The 18,987-nt window shown below is 69.3% G+C and carries 16 protein-coding genes and 1 riboswitch; of the genes, 11 read left to right on the forward strand and 5 right to left on the reverse strand.

What is annotated here, in order from left to right:
* Positions 1-61: 61 nt before the first annotated feature.
* The 4 genes from PV396_RS28595 to gcvT all read right to left on the reverse strand — a co-directional run bounded on the left by PV396_RS28595 (position 62) and on the right by gcvT (position 4,390).
* The gene (locus tag PV396_RS28595; protein WP_319209414.1) at positions 62-1,444 is read right to left on the reverse strand and encodes an L-serine ammonia-lyase; all 1,383 of its coding nucleotides are present in this window, start codon (positions 1,442-1,444) and stop codon (positions 62-64) included.
* A 56-nt stretch (positions 1,445-1,500) separates the two neighbouring features.
* A complete protein-coding gene (gene glyA / locus PV396_RS28600; protein WP_319209417.1) occupies positions 1,501-2,763 on the reverse strand; it encodes a serine hydroxymethyltransferase in 1,263 nt (420 codons plus the stop codon).
* Positions 2,764-2,792: 29 nt separating this feature from the next.
* Positions 2,793-3,170: a glycine cleavage system protein GcvH gene (gcvH, locus tag PV396_RS28605; protein ID WP_319209419.1), complete on the reverse strand. Its 378-nt coding sequence runs from the start codon at positions 3,168-3,170 to the stop codon at positions 2,793-2,795.
* A 101-nt stretch (positions 3,171-3,271) separates the two neighbouring features.
* Positions 3,272-4,390: a glycine cleavage system aminomethyltransferase GcvT gene (gene gcvT / locus PV396_RS28610; RefSeq protein ID WP_319209421.1), complete on the reverse strand. Its 1,119-nt coding sequence runs from the start codon at positions 4,388-4,390 to the stop codon at positions 3,272-3,274.
* Between the two features lie 160 nt (positions 4,391-4,550).
* Positions 4,551-4,651: riboswitch (glycine riboswitch) on the reverse strand.
* 223 nt (positions 4,652-4,874) lie between these two features.
* Between gcvT and PV396_RS28615 the strand changes: the two genes are divergently transcribed.
* The 10 genes from PV396_RS28615 (at position 4,875) to PV396_RS28660 (ending at position 16,252) form a co-directional block, all read left to right on the forward strand.
* Positions 4,875-5,561 (forward strand): AAA family ATPase, encoded by a 687-nt coding sequence (locus tag PV396_RS28615; RefSeq protein ID WP_319209930.1) that lies wholly within the window; start codon positions 4,875-4,877, stop codon positions 5,559-5,561.
* A 93-nt stretch (positions 5,562-5,654) separates the two neighbouring features.
* Positions 5,655-6,455, forward strand: a complete 801-nt coding sequence (locus tag PV396_RS28620) for an enhanced serine sensitivity protein SseB (protein ID WP_319209423.1) — start codon at positions 5,655-5,657, stop codon at positions 6,453-6,455.
* A 184-nt stretch (positions 6,456-6,639) separates the two neighbouring features.
* Complete coding sequence (locus PV396_RS28625; RefSeq protein WP_319209932.1) at positions 6,640-7,437, forward strand: enhanced serine sensitivity protein SseB C-terminal domain-containing protein; 798 nt, start codon at positions 6,640-6,642, stop codon at positions 7,435-7,437.
* Between the two features lie 467 nt (positions 7,438-7,904).
* Positions 7,905-8,903 (forward strand): ABC transporter permease, encoded by a 999-nt coding sequence (locus PV396_RS28630; protein WP_319209425.1) that lies wholly within the window; start codon positions 7,905-7,907, stop codon positions 8,901-8,903.
* Between the two features lie 35 nt (positions 8,904-8,938).
* Positions 8,939-10,711, forward strand: coding sequence for an ABC transporter substrate-binding protein (locus tag PV396_RS28635; protein ID WP_416071497.1), 1,773 nt, complete (start codon positions 8,939-8,941; stop codon positions 10,709-10,711).
* 71 nt (positions 10,712-10,782) lie between these two features.
* Complete coding sequence (locus PV396_RS28640) at positions 10,783-11,790, forward strand: ABC transporter permease (RefSeq protein WP_319209429.1); 1,008 nt, start codon at positions 10,783-10,785, stop codon at positions 11,788-11,790.
* A complete protein-coding gene (locus tag PV396_RS28645; protein WP_319209432.1) occupies positions 11,787-12,878 on the forward strand; it encodes an ABC transporter ATP-binding protein in 1,092 nt (363 codons plus the stop codon). Before PV396_RS28640 ends, PV396_RS28645 begins: the two co-directional genes overlap by 4 nt.
* Positions 12,875-14,053, forward strand: a complete 1,179-nt coding sequence (locus PV396_RS28650; protein WP_319209434.1) for a dipeptide ABC transporter ATP-binding protein — start codon at positions 12,875-12,877, stop codon at positions 14,051-14,053. Before PV396_RS28645 ends, PV396_RS28650 begins: the two co-directional genes overlap by 4 nt.
* Positions 14,054-14,155: 102 nt before the next feature.
* Positions 14,156-15,547 (forward strand): M1 family metallopeptidase, encoded by a 1,392-nt coding sequence (locus PV396_RS28655; protein WP_319209437.1) that lies wholly within the window; start codon positions 14,156-14,158, stop codon positions 15,545-15,547.
* Between the two features lie 36 nt (positions 15,548-15,583).
* The gene (locus tag PV396_RS28660) at positions 15,584-16,252 is read left to right on the forward strand and encodes a trimeric intracellular cation channel family protein (protein WP_319209439.1); all 669 of its coding nucleotides are present in this window, start codon (positions 15,584-15,586) and stop codon (positions 16,250-16,252) included.
* Here PV396_RS28660 and PV396_RS28665 read toward each other — a convergent pair.
* A complete protein-coding gene (locus tag PV396_RS28665; protein WP_319209442.1) occupies positions 16,149-17,405 on the reverse strand; it encodes an alpha/beta hydrolase in 1,257 nt (418 codons plus the stop codon). The two genes, PV396_RS28660 and PV396_RS28665, sit on opposite strands and share 104 nt — an antisense overlap.
* Before the next feature lie 143 nt (positions 17,406-17,548).
* Between PV396_RS28665 and PV396_RS28670 the strand changes: the two genes are divergently transcribed.
* A complete protein-coding gene (locus PV396_RS28670) occupies positions 17,549-18,409 on the forward strand; it encodes a thioesterase family protein (protein WP_319209444.1) in 861 nt (286 codons plus the stop codon).
* The last annotated feature ends 578 nt before the right edge of the window (positions 18,410-18,987 follow it).

The raw sequence follows: 18,987 nt of genomic DNA on the forward strand, positions 1-18,987 counted from the left end.
TGAGCAGGGAAGCCCCTGACAGCGCTGAAAGACACGAACGCACTGGTCAGGGACCATTTCCCTAGCACTCGATGATGTTCACAGCCAACCCACCCCGAGCCGTCTCCTTGTACTTGACGCTCATGTCGGCCCCCGTCTCCTTCATCGTCTTGATGACCTTGTCCAGGGACACCTTGTGCGAGCCGTCCCCCCGCATCGCCATCCGCGCCGCCGTGACCGCCTTCACCGCTGCCATGCCGTTGCGCTCGATGCACGGGATCTGGACCAGGCCGCCGACCGGATCGCAGGTCAGGCCGAGATTGTGCTCCATACCGATCTCAGCCGCGTTCTCGACCTGTTCCGGGCTGCCGCCCAGTACCTCCGCCAGCGCGCCCGCCGCCATCGAGCAGGCCGAGCCGACCTCACCCTGGCAGCCGACCTCCGCGCCGGAGATGGACGCGTTCTCCTTGAACAGCATGCCGATCGCGCCGGCGGCGAGCAGGAAACGGACCACGCCGTCCTCTTTTTCTCCTTCGGAGGCACCGCCCGCCGCGAAGTTGAGGTAGTAGTGCAGGACCGCCGGAATGATGCCCGCGGCCCCGTTCGTCGGGGCCGTCACGACCCGGCCGCCCGCCGCGTTCTCCTCGTTCACCGCCATCGCGTACAGCGTGATCCACTCCATGGCGCGGGCCAACGGCTCGCCCTCCGCCCGGAGTTGGCGGGCTGACATGGCCGCGCGTCGGCGGACCCGGAGCCCGCCCGGGAGGATGCCCTCGCGCGACATGCCGCGCGACACGCACGCCTGCATCACGCGCCAGATGTCCAGCAGCCCGGCACGGATCTCGTCCTCGGTGCGCCAGGCCCGCTCGTTCTCCAGCATCAGCGCGGAGATCGACAGACCCGTCTCCTTCGTCAGGCGCAGCAGCTCGTCGCCCGTACGGAAGGGGTACTTGAGGGCCGTGTCGTCGAGCTTGATCCGGTCCGCGCCCACGGCGTCCTCGTCGACGACGAATCCGCCGCCCACCGAGTAGTACGTCTTCGAGAGGAGTTCGGCGCCCGAGGCGTCGTACGCCCACAGGGTCATGCCGTTCGCGTGGTAGGGGAGGGTCTTACGGCGGTGCAGGACCAGGTCGTCGTCGAAGGAGAAGGCGATCTCGTGGTCGTCGAGGAGCCTGAGTCGGCCCGACTCCTTGATTTGCTCGACCCGGTCGTCCGCGCCCTCGACGTCCACCGTGCGCGGTGAGGCGCCCTCCAGACCGAGCAGCACCGCCTTCGGGGTGCCGTGGCCGTGGCCCGTCGCGCCGAGCGAGCCGTACAGCTCGGCGCGGACCGAGGCCACCGCGCCGAGGACGTCCTCGTTGCGCAGCCGGCGGGCGAACAGCCGGGCCGCCCGCATCGGGCCGACCGTGTGGGAGCTGGACGGGCCGATGCCGATCGAGAACAGGTCGAAGACCGAGATGGCCACGGTGACTCCTCCAAAGAGGGCGGGGGCACACGTCGTCGGGTGCCCCCGCCAGGAAACTACTTGTTCAGGCCGGGGTACAGCGGGTGCTTGTCGGCCAGTGCCCTGACGCGTGCCTTCAGAGCGTCGACGTCGAACGACGGCTTGAGGGTCTCGGCGATCACGTCCGCGACCTCCGTGAAGTCCTCGGCCGTGAAACCGCGGGTGGCGAGGGCCGGCGTACCGATCCGCAGGCCGGACGTCACCATCGGCGGACGCGGGTCGTTCGGGATCGCGTTCCGGTTGACGGTGATGCCGACCTCGTGGAGCCGGTCCTCGGCCTGCTTGCCGTCGAGTTCGGAGTTGCGCAGGTCCACGAGGACCAGGTGGACGTCCGTACCGCCGGAGAGGACCGACACCCCGTGCTCCGCGACGTCCGCGCCGACCAGACGCTCGGCGAGGATGTGGGCACCCTCGACCGTACGGCGCTGGCGCTCCTTGAACTCGTCGCTCGCGGCGACCTTGAAGGAGACGGCCTTCGCGGCGATCACGTGCTCGAGGGGGCCGCCCTGGAAGCCCGGGAAGACGGACGAGTTCAGCTTCTTCGCGAACTCCTGCTTCGCCAGGATGATCCCGCCGCGCGGGCCGCCCAGCGTCTTGTGGGTCGTCGAGGTGACGACGTCCGCGTACGGCACCGGGTTCGGGTGCAGGCCCGCCGCGACGAGACCGGCGAAGTGCGCCATGTCGACCCAGAGGTAGGCCCCGACTTCGTCCGCGATACGGCGGAACTCCGCGAAGTCCAGCTGACGCGGGTACGCCGACCAGCCCGCGATGATCACCTTCGGGCGGTGCTCCTTGGCGAGCTGCTCCAGCTCGGCCATGTCGACCAGCCCGGCCTCGTCGACGTGGTAGGCGACCACGTCGAACTGCTTGCCGGAGAAGTTCAGCCGCATCCCGTGGGTGAGGTGGCCGCCGTGGGCCAGGTCCAGCCCGAGGATGGTGTCGCCGGGCTGGGCGAGAGCGAACAGCGCGGCCTGGTTGGCGGAGGCGCCCGAGTGTGGCTGCACATTGGCGTACTCGGCGCCGAACAGCTCCTTGACCCGGTCGATCGCGATCTGCTCGGCGACGTCGACGTGCTCGCAGCCACCGTAGTAGCGGCGGCCGGGGTAGCCCTCGGCGTACTTGTTGGTGAGGACCGAGCCCTGGGCCTCCATGACGGCGACCGGAGCGAAGTTCTCCGAGGCGATCATCTCCAGGGTGGACTGCTGGCGGTCGAGCTCGGCGTCGACGGCGGCGGCGATGTCGGGGTCGAGCTCGTGCAGGGGGGTGTTCAGAAGCGACATGGGTCGATACGTCCTTACGCCTGGGGGCCTCAGCTGCCGGAGAACGCGGTGTACTCGTCCGCGGAGAGCAGGTCGCCCGGCTCGTCCGCCACGCGCACCTTGAAGAGCCAACCGCCCTCGAACGGGGCGGAGTTCACCAGCGACGGGTCGTTGGAGACGTCCTCGTTGACCTCGGTGACCTCACCGGAAACCGGTGAGTACAGGTCGCTGACCGACTTGGTCGACTCCAGCTCGCCGCAGGTCTCACCCGCGGTCACCGTGGCTCCGACCTCGGGAAGCTGGACGTACACGACATCGCCGAGCGCGTTGGCCGCGTGCTCGGTGATACCGACCGTCGAGACGCCGTCCTCGGCGCCCGACAGCCACTCGTGCTCCTTGCTGTAGCGCAGCTGCTGGGGGTTGCTCATGGCCTGAATTCTCCTGTACGCGGGGGACTGGTCATGCATGGGGTACTACAGGGAGGGCCCGTGAACCAGCAGGACACGGGACACCGGAACGACGGGCAGGATCACTTCCCGCGCTTGTAGAACGGCAGAGCCACGACCTCGTACGGCTCGTGGCTGCCCCGGATGTCCACGCCCACGCCCGCCGTACCCGGCTCGGCGTACGCGGCGTCGACGTACGCCATCGCGATCGGCCTGCCGAGGGTGGGGGAGGGGGCGCCCGAGGTGACCTCGCCGATCACCTGGCCGCCGGCGACGACCGCGTACCCGGCGCGCGGGACGCGGCGGCCCTCGGCGACCAGGCCGACGAGGACCCGCGGCGGCTCGTACGAGGCGCGCTCGGCGGCCTCGCGCAGGGCCGCGCGGCCCACGAAGTCACCCGCCTTGTCGAACTTGACGACCCGGCCGAGCCCGGCGTCGAAGGGCGTGCGGGAGAGGCTCAGCTCATGCCCGTACAGCGGCATGCCCGCCTCCAGGCGCAGGGTGTCCCGGCAGGACAGTCCGCAGGGGACGAGCCCCACGGGCGTGCCCGCGTCGGTCAGCGCCTGCCACACCTTCTCCGCGTCGCCCGGCGCCACGAACAGCTCGAAGCCGTCCTCGCCGGTGTAGCCGGTGCGTGCGATGAGGGCGGGGACACCGGCGACCGTGCCGGGCAGGCCCGCGTAGTACTTGAGGCCGTCGAGATCGGCGTCGGTGAGGGCCGCCAGGATCCCGGGGGCCTCCGGGCCCTGCACGGCGATCAGCGCGTAGGCGTCCCGGTCGTCACGGACCAGCGCGTCGAAGCCGTCGGACCGCTCGACCAGGGCGTCCAGGACGACCTGCGCGTTGCCCGCGTTGGCGACCACCAGGAACTCGGTCTCGGCCAGGCGGTAGACGATCAGGTCGTCGAGGATGCCGCCGTCCGCCCGGCAGATCATGGTGTAGCGGGCGCGCCCGACGGCGACGGCCCCGAGATTGCCGACCAGGGCGTGGTCCAGAAGCGCGGCGGCCTCCGGCCCCGACACGGTGATCTCACCCATGTGGGAGAGGTCGAAGAGGCCGGCCTTCGTGCGTACGGCCAGATGCTCGTCGCGCTCGGAGCCGTACCGCAGGGGCATGTCCCAGCCGGCGAAGTCGGTCATGGTGGCGCCGAGCGAACGATGCAGGGCATCGAGCGCGGTCAGACGCAGAGGGGTGCTGCTCATCGGTAGTGCTCCCAGGGCATGACGGCGAGGTCGTTCCTCCCCATCTGTCATCGGAACCTGAGAGGTTCGTCATGACCACCTGTGAAACGGCGGGTCACTGACTTGCACCTTGGGTGGAGCCACTGGTCACGACGACCGGCGGCCCGCTTTTCAGATGTGCCTCGCCCGCGCGGTAACGGGGCCTGAGAGATTCAAGGGAGGGACTTGCTCCTTCGGCGCCCGGGTACCCCATGGGTCCCGGAACTCTCCCGCGCGGATTCAAGCGGCCGGTATGCAGTTGGCGGGCACATCATCGCACGCATTCCTTGGGCACGGCAGGGGGACCCTTCACAGGAGGGGCACAGCCTGCCACGAGCGTGCGTATCGCACGCATATCGCCCTGTAGCAGGCCTGTTGCAGTAAGCGGACCCAACCGAGAGACACCGCGTATTACCTTCTCTTTACACTCGACGGGGACGGTACTTCCCGACCCCATGGGAGGACGATCACGGTGAACAGGACCACGGCGTACGCGACGACCTCGGCCCTCGGGCTGACCGACGCGCTGCCCAAGCAGCCGGCCGCCCCCGTCCGGGAGGCGTGCGCCCCGCGCCCGGAACCCGTGATCCGCGACCTGCGGGAGCGCTCGGGCCGCAGCCCGCACGGCCTCACCTTCGGCGCCCGCGACCTCGTCGTGGTCACCGGTCTCCCCGGCAGCGGAAAGTCCACACTGATGCGCCGGGCGGTGAGCGCCACCGGCATCGACTCCCAGAACACCCGCGACCACTGGGACGCCCGTACGCCCTCCTTCCTCCCCTACGCCGTCTACCGCCCCCTCGTCCGCCTCGCCCACTACGCCGGACTGCGCCGCGCCCTGCGCTCCGGCGCCGGAGTCGTCGTCCACGACTGCGGTACGCAGGCCTGGGTGCGCGGCTGGCTGGCCCGCGAGGCCCGCCGCCGGGGCGGCACCCTGCATCTCCTCCTTCTCGACGTCACCCCCGACGACGCGCTGGAGGGCCAGCGCGAACGCGGCCGGGGCGTCTCGCGGTACGCGTTCCTGCGCCACCGGCAGGCCGCCTCGCGTCTGCTGCGCTCAGTGGAGAAGGGGAACCTGCCGGACGGCTGCGGCTCGGCGGTGCTGATCGACCGGGACGCGGCGGACGTCCTGCGCAGGATCGACTTCGCGGACTGACCTCCGTATCCGCCGGGGCCGGTTAGGGTTTTGCCCATTAAGGGACTCCCCTTGAGGGACTCAGGACAGCGGTTCACAGCAGGCGGTAGGCAGATGGACATCCCGGCGGACTTCCCCCCGGACTTTCCCGGGGGCTTCCCAGCACCGGCACACCCCCATTCGCACGGCGGATGGCCGGGCAACGAGCTGGAGGAAGTGCTCTCGGCGTCCCTCGGGGTGCCCGGCGCGGGCGCCCGCATCGTCGAGGTCCTCGGCCGCAGCTTCGTCTGGGTCCCCCTCCCGGCCGGCGGCGGCCCCTACACCGGCCCGCTCGACCTGCCGACGATGGACATCGCGGGCCAGGCGTACGTACCGGTCTTCAGCTCGGAGGAGCAGTTCCGGCAGGTCGTCGGCGGCCATGTGTCGTACACCGTGGCCCCCGCCGTCGAGTTCGCCCGCGGCCTGCCGCCCCAGGTCGGCATCGCCGTGAACCCGGACGGCATGGTCGGCGTGCCGCTGCCCCCGCCCGCCGTCGCCGAACTCTGCCGCGCGGGCCGCAGTGTCCTCGACGGCGCAGCCGGCGGCCGCGTCCGCCTCTACGAGCCCAACTGGCAGGAGGACCCGGTCGACTTCCTCGCCGCCGCGGCGACGGAGTTCGCCGGCACGGGCGTCGTCCAGACGGCCCGCCGCTGCCTCGCCGCGATAGAGACGGCGGCCCCCGTGATGTTCATAGGCGTCGAACTCTCCCCCTGGGACCCGGTCGCCCGCACCATCCCGATGGACGCCCTGGCCAGGGCACTGGGCCACACACCCGCCCCCTGGCCGGTGAACCTGGTCTTCCTGGACCTGGCCCAGGACCCGGTGACGGACTGGCTGAGAGACCGGGTCCGCCCCTTCTACCAACACGGGTACTGACAAACACCCCTGAGGCACACCCCCTAGGGGCGCGGGGAACTGCGCGACCAGCCGCAACGCACCCGCAGCCGCCGACCACAGCAAGTCCCGAGCTCCGCAGCGGCTTCGCAGACCGCGTCAGCCCGCGCCGCCGCTTAAGCTAAGAAACGCACAACTCGTTCGGTGTTACGAAGGGGCGGTAATGGTGAGCGCGTCGGGCACGGCCGCGGCCGGTCAGGTCGAGCACATGCTGCGCCAAGTGACGCCCGGGCGTTACGACGCCTACGAGGCGCTCCTGCGCGCCCTCGCGACCCCGTCCTCCGGCCAGATCTGGATGCTGCTCTGGCACGGCCAGGCCGGTTCCCCCGACGCCCAGTACGGAAACATGCAGGTCGACGGGTACGGCTACGCGCCCTGCGTGACCTCCGCCCAGGAGCTGTCGGTCAGCGGCTGGAACAGGTCGTACGAGGTGGTCGACGGCCTCGACGTGGCCCGCACCCTCTACCCCGACCAGTTCGGCCTGTGGCTCAACCCGCACTCCCCGGGCGGCGGCGTCGGCATCCCCTGGCTCGACCTGCGCCGGATCGCGGCGGGCCTGGAACGCCAGCCCGCGGGGCCGTTGCGGCTGGCCGAGCCCGGCATCGAGATCCCGCAGTTCTACGCCCTCCTCTGTCAGAACGCCCACCGCACCCCGGCGATCCGCACCCTGCGCCGCGCCTGGGTACAGCCGGCGCTCGGAGCGCCGTATCTCGCCATCGGCCTCGACGTGTACGACACGTCGCCGCCGGCGGTGGACTCGGTGCGGGCGATGATGCAGCAGTCGATCGGAGCGGTCCCGGAGGGGCTGCCGGTGTCGACGGTCGCGATGTCGGACGAGCAGGACCCGGTCGTGATGTGGCTGCGCGCGAACGCCCGGCCGTTCTACGACCGGGAGGCACACGCGGCTCCGGCGCAGGCGCCTGCGGCCGGCGGGTACGGATACCCACAACTCCGGCCTTACTGACGCCGACGCTCCGGCGTGCGCCGAACGACCGGCCGGCGACGCGGCTGAATCCTCATACGAACGGCCCGATCCATGATCGCTGTCTTCGCGCGTAGATAGCGCCGATATGTCGCGTTCACTATAATATGTATCTTATGTTCCAACTGCCCCGCGTTCGGGGGACGTTACCCGGTGTTCGGATAACGGAATCCACAGGGGAGCATCACGGTTGCGCATACTTTCGCCTACAGGTCTTTCACGTGATCGCCGAATCACTGAAGACTCGCCTGTCAGACGATGGGGTGGCCGTGTCTGTGAGTCGACACCGCATGGTTTAGTCGACTAATCAGCATGATCGTCAGCAGGACAGGAACAGCCGGGTCGGCGGGCCGCACCATCTGCGGCACATACCCGGCAGGCAAGTGAATCAAGCCGCAGACAGCGGCAGGCGTAGGCCGGTCACCACCGGCGAGAGGGGTCGGGTCACTGTGACCGCACCGATCGAGACCACCGCAGCGGCAGCCGAGGCACAGCCGGAGGCTGTGCTCGCCGGTGCCGGTAAGGGGCAGATCGAGGGCCGTTCCCTGGGGCAGATCGCCTGGACCCGGTTCAAGAGGGACAAGGTGGCGGTCGCCGGCGGCGTCATCGTCGTCCTGCTCGTCCTGCTCGCGGTCCTCTCGCGGCCCATTCAGGCCGTGTTCGGCCTCGATCCCAACGCGTTCAACCAGGACCTGATCGACCCCAACACCTCCCTCCCCAAGGGCGACTTCGGTGGCATGAGCTGGGATCACCCGCTCGGTGTCGAACCGAAGTTCGGGCGTGACATCGCCACCCGCATCCTGGAGGGCTCCTGGGTGTCGCTGGTCGTCGCGTTCGGCGCCACGGTCCTGTCCAACGTGATCGGCACGATCCTCGGTGTGGTCGCCGGGTACTACGGCGGACGGGTCGACACGATCATCAGCCGGCTGATGGACACCTTCCTCGCCTTCCCCCTCCTGCTCTTCGCCATCGCCATCTCCGCCACACTCCAGGGCGGCGCGTTCGGTCTGGAAGGGCTGCCGCTCCACATCACTGTGCTGATCTTCGTCATCGGCTTCTTCAACTGGCCCTACCTGGGACGCATCGTCCGCGGCCAGACGTTGGCCCTGCGTGAGCGCGAGTTCGTGGACGCCTCCCGCGGAATGGGCGCCAAGGGGCCGTACATCCTCTTCCGCGAGCTGCTGCCGAACCTGGTCGGCCCGATCATCGTCTACTCGACGCTGCTCATCCCGACCAACATCCTCTTCGAGGCCTCACTGAGCTTCCTCGGCGTCGGTATCCAGCCCCCGCAGGCTTCCTGGGGCGGCATGCTCAACCAGGCGGTCACCTACTACCAGGTCGACCCGCAGTTCATGATCGTGCCCGGTCTTGCCATCTTCGTGACCGTTCTGGCGTTCAACCTGCTCGGCGACGGTCTCCGGGACGCACTCGACCCGCGCAGCCGCTGATGCGGTCGCGTCGGGAGTTCAGCAAGTTTCCACTAATGGAGGAGAAGCAGACCATCATGCGAAGGTCAGCGCTGGCCGCGGTTGCGGCGATCGGATCTGCGAGCCTGGTGCTCGCGGGCTGCAGCAAAGCCGATGACGGCAAGACGGATGACGGTACCAAGGCGGCTGGGGCCAACGCAGCGACCACGGGCGTCGTCAACGTGTCCGACCAGAAGGGGGGCACGGTCACCTACGAGCTGTCCGACGTCCCGGACTCCTTCGACCCCGGCAACACGTACTACGGGTACATGTTCAACTTCAGCCGGCTGTACGCCCGCTCGCTGATGACCTTCAAGCCCGGCCCGGGTCAGAAGGGCAACGAGCTGGTCCCGGACCTCGCCGAGAGCGCCGGTGTGCCCAGCGACGGCGGCAAGACCTGGACGTACAAGCTCCGCTCGGGGCTGAAGTACCAGGACGGCACCCCGATCACCTCGAAGGACGTCAAGTACGCCGTCGAGCGCTCCAACTTCGCGCGTGACGTGCTCTCCCTCGGCCCGAACTACTTCCAGCAGTTCCTCGAGGGGGGCGACAAGTACAAGGGTCCCTACAAGGACAAGAACCCCGCGGGCCTGGCGTCCATCCAGACGCCGGACGACACCACGATCGTCTTCAAGCTCAACCGCGCCTTCCAGGAGTTCGACTACCTGGCCGCGCAGCCGCAGACGGCGCCGGTGCCCCAGTCCAAGGACAAGGGCATCGACTACGTCAAGAGCATCGTGTCCTCGGGCTCCTACCAGTTCGAGAGCTACGACGAGGGCAAGTCCGCCGTCCTCGTCCGCAACAAGAACTGGGACGCCGCGACCGACCCGCTGCGCAAGCAGTACCCGGACAAGATCGTGGTCAACCTGAAGGTCAACCCGGAGACCATCGACCAGGACGTCATGGCGGGCAACGCCATCGACCTGGGTGGTACCGGTGTCCAGGCCGCGACCCAGGCCGACGTGATCAACAACGCCGACAAGAAGGCCAGCACCGACAACACCTACGGTGGCCGTCTCGTCTACATGGCGATCAACACCAAGCTGAAGCCGTTCGACAACGTCGACTGCCGCAAGGCCGTGCAGTACGCGATCGACAAGGTCTCGGTGCAGACCGCCGAGGGCGGCCCGATCCGCGGTGACATCGCCACGACCGTCCTCCCGCCCGACATCCCGGGCTACGCGAAGTCGGACGTCTACGCCACCGACGGCAACAAGGGTGACGTGGCCAAGGCCAAGGACGCTCTCAAGGCGTGTGGCCAGACCACGATCAACACCAACATCACCGCGCGCAGCGACCGTCCGGCCGAGATCGACGCGGCCACCGCGATCATCAACTCGCTGAAGAAGGCCGGCATCAACGCCAGCCTGAAGCAGTTCCCGTCGGGCAAGTACTTCACCGACTACGCGGGTGTCCCGAAGTGGGACGCGGAGAACAACGTCGGTCTGATGATGATGCAGTGGGGTGCCGACTGGCCGGCCGGCTTCGGCTTCCTCCAGCAGATCCTGAACGGCTCCGCCATCGGGGCCTCGGGCAACACCAACCTCTCGCAGTTCGACGACAAGAGCGTCAACGACCTGCTGGGGAAGGCGATCGGCACCGAGGACAAGACCGCGCGTGAGGGCATGTACGCCGAGATCGACAAGAAGACGATGGACGCGGCGGCGCTCGTCCCGCTGACCTACTTCAAGGTCCTGCTGTACCGCCCGGCCAACTTCACCAACCTGGTCTCCACGGCGGCCTTCAGCGGTCAGTACGACTACCTCAACATCGGCACCACGAAGAAGTAGCAGCCCCGGAAGGCAGGTGAAGGCATTGGTGCCCGCGGGCTTCGCAGCCCGCGGGCACCAGGCCGATCCCCGTGATCTCGTACATCCTCCGTCGGACGTTCGCGGCAGTGATCCTGCTGCTGGTCGTCACCGCGGTGACCTTCGCCATCTTCTTCCTGCTGCCACGGCTCGCCGGCCAGACCGCCGACCAGCTGGCCCAGCAGTACATCGGGAAGAGCCCGTCGGCGGCGGACATCGCTGCGGTCAAGCGCAACCTCGGTCTGGACGACCCCCTCTATCTCCAGTACTGGCACTTCATCAAGGGGATCGTGTCCGGCGCCACCTTTGACCTGGGGCCCACCACGGCACACTGCAACGCGCCGTGCTTCGGCTACTCCTTCAAGACCCACGTCGAGGTCTGGCCTCAGCTCACCTCCCGCCTTCCGGTGACGATCTCGCTCGCCGCCGGCGCGGCCGTGATGTGGCTGGTGTCCGGTGTGGCCATCGGCGTCATCTCGGCGCTGAAGCCCGGCTCGGTCTTCGACCGGTCCTTCATGGGTGTCGCCCTCGCGGGTGTCTCCCTGCCCATGTTCTTCACCGGCAACCTGGCGCTGCTGCTCTTCACCTACCAGTGGCCGATCTTCGGCCGCACCTATGTGCCGTTCACCGAGAACCCGGCACAGTGGGCCAACACACTGTTCCCGGCATGGTGTTCGCTCGCCCTGCTCTACTCCGCCATCTACGCGCGGCTCACCCGCTCGGGGATGCTGGAGACGATGAACGAGGACTTCATCCGTACGGCCCGCGCCAAGGGCCTGCGGGAGCGCAAGGTCGTCGTCCGGCACGGTCTGCGGGCCGCGCTGACGCCGATCATCACGGTGTTCGGCATGGACCTGGGCCTGCTGCTCGGCGGCGCCCTGATCACCGAGACGGTGTTCTCGCTGCACGGTGTCGGTGAGTACGCGGTGCAGGGCATCAAGGACAACGACCTGCCCCCGATCCTCGGCGTCACCCTGCTCGCCGCCCTCTTCGTCGTTGTCGCAAATCTTCTGGTGGACCTGCTCTACGCGGCCGCCGACCCGCGGGTGAGGCTCTCGTGACCGAACTGTCCAAGACCGGCGCCGCGGTGGGCGAGCCCTCGCCCTCGAACGCGCCCAGCGCCTTCCTCGAAGTCCGCGACCTCAAGGTGCACTTCCCGACCGACGACGGCCTCGTCAAGTCCGTCGACGGGCTCAGCTTCCAGCTGGAGAAGGGCAAGACCCTCTCCATCGTGGGCGAGTCCGGCTCCGGCAAGTCCGTCACCTCGCTGGCCATCATGGGCCTGCACCGGCTCGGCGCACGCGGCAAGAACGTGCGGATGAGCGGCGAGATCTGGCTCGACGGCAAGGAACTGGTCGGCGCCGAACCGGACGAGGTGCGCAAGCTGCGGGGCCGCGAGATGGCGATGATCTTCCAGGATCCGCTGTCCGCGATGCACCCGTACTACACGATCGGCAACCAGATCGTGGAGGCGTACCGCGTCCACCACGACGTCAGCAAGAAGATCGCCCGCACCCGGGCGATCGAGATGCTCGACCGGGTCGGCATCCCCGAGCCCGGCAAGCGTGTCGACGGCTATCCGCACGAGTTCTCCGGCGGTATGCGTCAGCGCGCGATGATCGCGATGGCGCTGGTCAACAACCCCGAACTGCTGATCGCGGACGAGCCCACCACCGCCCTCGACGTCACCGTCCAGGCGCAGATCCTCGACCTGATCCGCGATCTCCAGAAGGAGTTCGGCTCCGCGGTCGTCCTCATCACCCACGACCTCGGCGTCGTCGCCGAGATCGCCGACGACGTTCTGGTGATGTACGGCGGCCGGTGCGTGGAACGGGGGCCGGTCGGTGAGATCTTCGAGCAGCCGCAGCACCCGTACACCTGGGGTCTGCTCGGCTCCATGCCGCGCATCGACCGGGAGACCTCCGACCGGCTCATCCCGGTCAAGGGCCAGCCGCCGAGCCTCATCAACGTCCCCTCGGGCTGCGCCTTCCATCCGCGCTGCCCGTACGCGGACATCCCCAAGGGCGATGTCACCCGTACCGTGCGCCCGGAGCTGCAGCAGGTCGCCGGCGGGCACTTCTCCGCCTGCCACCTCTCGCCGGAGGACCGTACGCGGATCTGGACCGAAGAGATTGCGCCGAAGCTGTGAGTGAGACGAAGAAACCCGAGGTGGCGGCCTCCTCCGCCGACGAGCGCGAGGTGCTGCTCAAGGTCGAGGGCCTGGTCAAGCACTTCCCCATCAAGAAGGGGATCCTGCAGCGCCAGGTCGCCGCGGTGAAGGCCGTCGACGGCATCGACTTCGAGGTGCGCAAGGGCGAGACCCTCGGCGTGGTCGGCGAGTCGGGCTGCGGCAAGTCGACCATGGGCCGGGTCATCACCCGGCTCCAGGAACCGACGGGCGGCTCGATCCACTTCGAGGGCCAGGACATCACACGGCTGAACGCGGCCGGGATGCGTCCGCTGCGGCGGGACATCCAGATGATCTTCCAGGACCCGTACGGCTCCCTGAACCCCCGCCACACCATCGGCTCGATCGTCTCGGCGCCCTTCCGGCTCCAGGGCGTGGAACCCGAGGGAGGGGTGAAGAAGGAGGTCCAGCGCCTCCTGGAGCTGGTGGGGCTGAGCCCGGAGCACTTCAACCGCTACCCGCACGAGTTCTCCGGCGGTCAGCGCCAGCGCATCGGCATCGCCCGCGCGCTCGCCCTGAAGCCGAAGCTGGTCGTCGCGGACGAGCCGGTCTCCGCACTGGACGTGTCGATCCAGGCGCAGGTCGTGAACCTGATGGACGACCTCCAGAAGGAACTCGGCCTGACGTACGTGATCATCGCGCACGACCTGTCCGTCGTACGCCACGTCTCGGACCGGATCGCGGTGATGTACCTCGGCAAGATCGTCGAACTCTCCGACCGGTCGTCCCTGTACGAGGCGCCGATGCACCCGTACACCAAGGCCCTGATGTCGGCGGTGCCGGTTCCCGACCCCAAGCGCCGGGGCGCCAAGAGCGAGCGCATTCTGCTCAAGGGCGATGTCCCCTCGCCGATCGCACCGCCGAGCGGCTGCCGCTTCCACACCCGGTGCTGGAAGGCGACGGAGATCTGCAAGACGACCGAGCCGCCGCTCCTGGAGCTGAAGCCCGGTCAGCAGGTCGCCTGCCACCACCCGGAGAACGCCGAGGACCAGGCTCCGCAGGACACCGTGCTGCTGTCGGCGGCCCGGGAAGCGGTGGAACTTGTAACTCCGGCCGCGGGGACCAACCCAGGGGCGCGGGGAACTCAGCCGAAGGCCGAACCGGAAGACGACCCTCAGGAGTCAACCGACAAGTAGGGCATGACGAGTTGGCAAAGTCATGCTCATGTTCGAACGGGAGAGCGCAGAGTCGTCCGTGTCCGTCGTATCCGACCGGTGCACGCTCGAAAGGGACGACTCATGGCACTCTCCCGTTCGGCACGTTTAGGGGCCGTCGCCACCGCGGCGGCCTCCTTCCTTGTCATCGCCGCCTCCTCCCATCCGGCCCCCGGGGCCGACGGAATCGGTGACTCCTACTTCCCCCAGCTCGGCAACGGCGGTTTCGACGCCCGTCATTACACCCTCGACCTCGCCTACGACCCGGAGACCGACCGCCTCGACGGCCGTACGACCATCACCGCGCGGGCCACCCAGAACCTCTCCTCCTTCGATCTGGACCTTCAGAAGCTGGAGGTCACGCGCGTCGAAGTGAACGGCAGACGCGCCCAGTTCGCGCGCGAGGGCGACGAGATACGCGTCACGCCCCGCGGATTCCTGTCCAAGGGGCGGGAGTTCGAGGTCGCCGTCACCTATGGCGGGGTGCCCGAGCCGCTCGGTGGGCCCATCGTCTTCGGCTCCAGCTACGGGTGGATGAAGACTCCCGACGGCGTCTTCGTCGCCTGTGAACCCAACGCCGCCTCCACCTGGTTCCCGTCCAGCGACCACCCCGCCGACAAGGCCGCCTTCGACATCCGGATCAAGGCGCCGAAGGGGCTGACCGCCGTCTCCAACGGCCGGCTGGTCTCGACGTACGACAAGGGCGGTTCGACGTACACCCACTGGCGTGAGAAGAAGCAGATGGCGACCTATCTCGCCACCGCGACCATCGGGAAGTTCGATGTGCGCACGGGCGTCACGCCCGGCGGGACGCCGATCTACGTCGCCATCGACCCGGTGCTGGCCAACAGCAACAACGTCGACGTGTACGCGGTGACGGCCGAGGCCACGGACTACTGGTCGAAGGTCTTCGGGCCGTACCCGTTCGAGGAGACCGGCGCGATCGTCGACGACATGCCGGCGGCCGGGTTCTCGCTGGAGACGCAGACCAAGCCGGTCTACTCGGCCGTGCGCAACGAGACGACCATCGTGCACGAGCTGGCCCACCAGTGGTTCGGCGACTCCGTGTCGGTCGACCACTGGAAGGACATCTGGCTCAACGAGGGCTTCGCGACCTACTCCCAGTGGCTGTGGGCCGAGTACAAGGGCACCCGCTCCGCGCACGACTCCTTCCTCGCCGGGTACAACTCCCGCCCCGCCGGCAACGCCTTCTGGCAGATCGTCGTCGGCGATCCGCAGCGCGACACGATGTTCGCCTCGGCCGTCTACCAGCGCGGCGCGATGACCCTCCAGATGCTCCGCGAACGCATCGGCGACCCCGCCTTCTTCAGGCTCCTGCCCACCTGGACGAAGCTCCACCGGTACGGGAACGCCAACACGGACGACTTCATCCGGCTCGCGGAGCGGATCAGCGGGCAGCAACTCGACGACCTCTTCCAAACCTGGCTCTTCACGACCGGCAAGCCCACCCTGTAGAGGAGCCCCGAGGCTTTCGCCGGTGAGAATGCGGAGGTGATCCAGCAGCTCTTCAGCCCCTCCGTCCAGCACACCCTCGACCTCGTCGGCATTTTCGTCTTCGCGATCTCCGGCGCCCTGCTTGCCGTCCGGAAGAACTTCGACGTCTTCGGTATCGCCGTGCTCGCCGAGGTCACCGCGCTGGGTGGCGGACTGCTGCGGGACGTGGTCATCGGGGCGGTGCCGCCGGCCGCGTTCACGGACCTGGGGTACTTCCTGACCCCGCTGCTCGCCGCGCTGCTCGTCTTCTTCCTCCACCCGGAGGTGGAGCGCATCCAGGCGGGCGTGAACGTGTTCGACGCGGCGGGGCTCGGGCTGTTCTGTGTCACGGGCACGGTGAAGGCGTACGACTACGGCCTGGGCCTCACCGCCTCCGCCGCCCTCGGTCTGGCGACCGCCGCGGGCGGCGGAGTGCTGCGGGACGTGCTCGCGGGCGAGGTTCCCTCGCTGCTGCGTTGGGACCGTGACCTGTACGCGGTCCCGGCGATCGTCGGCTCCACGCTGGTCGTCCTGTGCATCCGCTACGACGTGCTCAACCCGGTCACCAGCGGGCTGGCGGCCGTCACGGCCTTCGTACTGCGGCTGCTCGCGATGCGGTTTCACTGGCGAGCGCCGCGTGCGTGGAACCGGCGGTCGACGGCTCAGGAGGAAGAGTCCGGCCGGTGAACCCGGTCGTGGCGCCGCCCGCCTTCCGGCCGCTCACGTCGAACTGCTGGGTCAGCCAGCGGAACACCGTGGTGATCTGGGGCCGCCACAGCGCCATGTTGTGGCCGCCGGCGCTGCGCGGCAGATACACCACGTCCACCCTCGTCGGCGGCTTCGCCTCCTTCCGCAGGGCCAGGCCGGCCTCGTAGCCGTCGCCGGACTCACCGGAGAAGTAGAGCGCGACCGCGGGCGGGATCCGGTCGTGCCCGAGGATCAGGTACGGGTTGTTCGCGGCCCGCAGCCGTGGGTCCTGCGCGGCCAGCGAGACGGGTTCGCCCATGGGGTCGTTGTAGCCGGACATGGAGACCGCGGCGCGATAGCGGTCGGGGTGCGCCACGGCGAGCTTCGTCGCGCAGTGCGCCCCGGCCGAATACCCGGCCACGGCCCAGCCGCCCGGCCCGCTCTCGGCGCGGAAGTTGTCCGTGACCATTTTCGGTACGTCGACACTGAGCCAGCTGTCCGCGTTGACCCGGCCCGGGATGTTGGCGCAGCCGGTGTCCGCGTCGGCGATGAGCGTCGTGCGCGGCGCCACCAGGATGAACGGCGTGATCTGGCCGCTCCTCATCAACGGCAGCAGTTGCGCGGGCGCGTGCAGGGAGCCGAACCAGGCCTTCGGTGAGCCGGGGTAGCCCGGCAGCAGCTCGACGACCGGGAACGTCCGGTGCCGGTAGGCGGCCTCGTGGTACTGCGGCGGCAGCCAGACATAGACCTCGGCGTCGACGCCCGAGACGCGGCCCCTGAGTTCGGTGACCTCGACTCCGCCGGCCGCGTGCATGCCGGGCCCGTTCGCCTCGTGGAACGTCTGCCTCACCTTGGGCAGGCTGCGCAGCGAGATACCGCCGGTGCCGTCGGGGCCGAGGTCGGCGGCGGCCTGGACGTGGTCGCCCGTACCGAGGAGGTCGCCCCAGTTGTCGTACAGGTTGTTGGCGTTGTTCACCACCAGGAAGACCAGGGTGATCGCCGTGGCCTGGGCGAACAGCACCATCAGCAGCCTGGCGGCACCGCGCACGAGCGCGGGCCCCCGCACCCGGGACCAGAGGGCGAGGGGCAGCAGTACGGCGACGGCGGCGAGCGCGACCGTCGTGACGAGGAACGGCGTACCGGTGAGGCTCATGTCTGGGAGGAGGAGGCGCGGGCGCCGGAGGTCACAGTGACGGACGAACCCTTACCCAAGACATTCCGGGCACTTACCAAGCGGTAGAGTCTATCCATCGAGAAAAGCTACCGCTTAGTATGGTTCTCCTGTACCTTTCACGTATGCCAGAAGCAGCTTCCGTCCAGGCCGTGCGAGCGAGCATCGGCGACAGCGAGTTCGACCGCGACACCGCGGTCACCCGGCGCGCGCCCGGTGTCTACGACACCGAACTCTCCGCCGGCTGGACCATCATCAACGCCGTCAACGGCGGCTATCTGCTGGCGGTCCTGGGCCGTGCCCTCGCCGACGCCCTGCCGCACGGCGACCCGTTCAGCGTCACCGCGCACTACCTCACCGCGTCCCGCCCGGGCCCGGCCGTGATTCGCACGGAGGTGGTCCGCACCGGACGCTCGCTGTCGACCGGCACGGCCTCCCTCTTCCAGTACGACGACGAGGGCCAGGAGATCGAGCGGATCCGCGTCCTCGCCTCCTACGGCGACCTGGACGCCCTCCCCGACGACGTCCGCACGAGCGCCGAGCCGCCCGTGTTCCCGCCCATGGACCAGTGCTTCGGGCCGCAGGACGCCCCCGACCCGGGCGCCGCCGGCTCCGCCATCGCCGACCGGCTGATGCTCAAGCTCGACCCGGCCACCCTCGGCTGGGCGCTCGGCGCGCCCTCCGGCAAGGGGGAGATGCGGTCCTGGTTCGGGCTCGCGGACGGCCGCGACGCCGACCCGCTCTCGCTGCTCCTGGCCGTCGACGCGCTGCCGCCGACCGCCTTCGAGATCGGCATGTCCGGCTGGGTGCCGACGGTCGAACTGACCGTGCATGTGCGCTGTCGCCCGGCGCCGGGCCCGCTGCGCGTCTCGATCACGACCCGCAACCTGGCCGGCGGTTTCCTGGAGGAGGACGCCGAGGTCTGGGACAGCACGGACCGACTGGTCGCCCAGTCACGCCAGTTGGCAAGCGTACGGCTCGGCTGAGCTCGCTCTCCGAGGGCAGGGGAGGAGAGGGGAGGGCAGGTCGGGCGCGCTTTCGCCGCCGGGCAGGTGAGGTGCCTCCGGCGGGGCAGAGCTGCCGGGCTCCTCGACGGTGCCGCCCCGCAGTCCCGCCGCCCCGACCGAGGCGCCGGGGGCGCCTCCGGGCAGGGCGAAGTTGCCGGCCCTCCTCGGCCGCGCGGCCCGCCGCCCCACCCGACGCGGGATGCCATCGAGCCGACCGCCCGGCGCGGCCTCTCGCTCCCGCGTTCCCGGGCGTGCGGCCCGGCGCGGCCTCTTGCCCCTGCGTTCCCGGGCGTGCGGCCCGGCGCGGGTTCCCGACTCGGCCGTCTGAGCCTGCAGCCCGGGCTTCTCGGCCCGGCTTTCCGAGCACGCTGCCTGGCACGGCTCCTCGGACGTACCTTCCGGGCGCGCCGCCGGCCCCCCGGCGCCCGGCAGCCCTGGCAGCTCCGGCGGTCCCGGCGGCTCCCCGGCAGCCCCCGGCCCTCGGTCCCCGGCGGCCCCGGCGGACCGGGCGGCTCACCCCGCAGCCCTGGCAGCCCCCGCAGCCCCCGTAGCCCCGG

Source organism: Streptomyces sp. ME02-8801-2C, from assembly GCF_033793965.1.
In the GTDB taxonomy this organism is placed as follows: domain Bacteria; phylum Actinomycetota; class Actinomycetes; order Streptomycetales; family Streptomycetaceae; genus Streptomyces.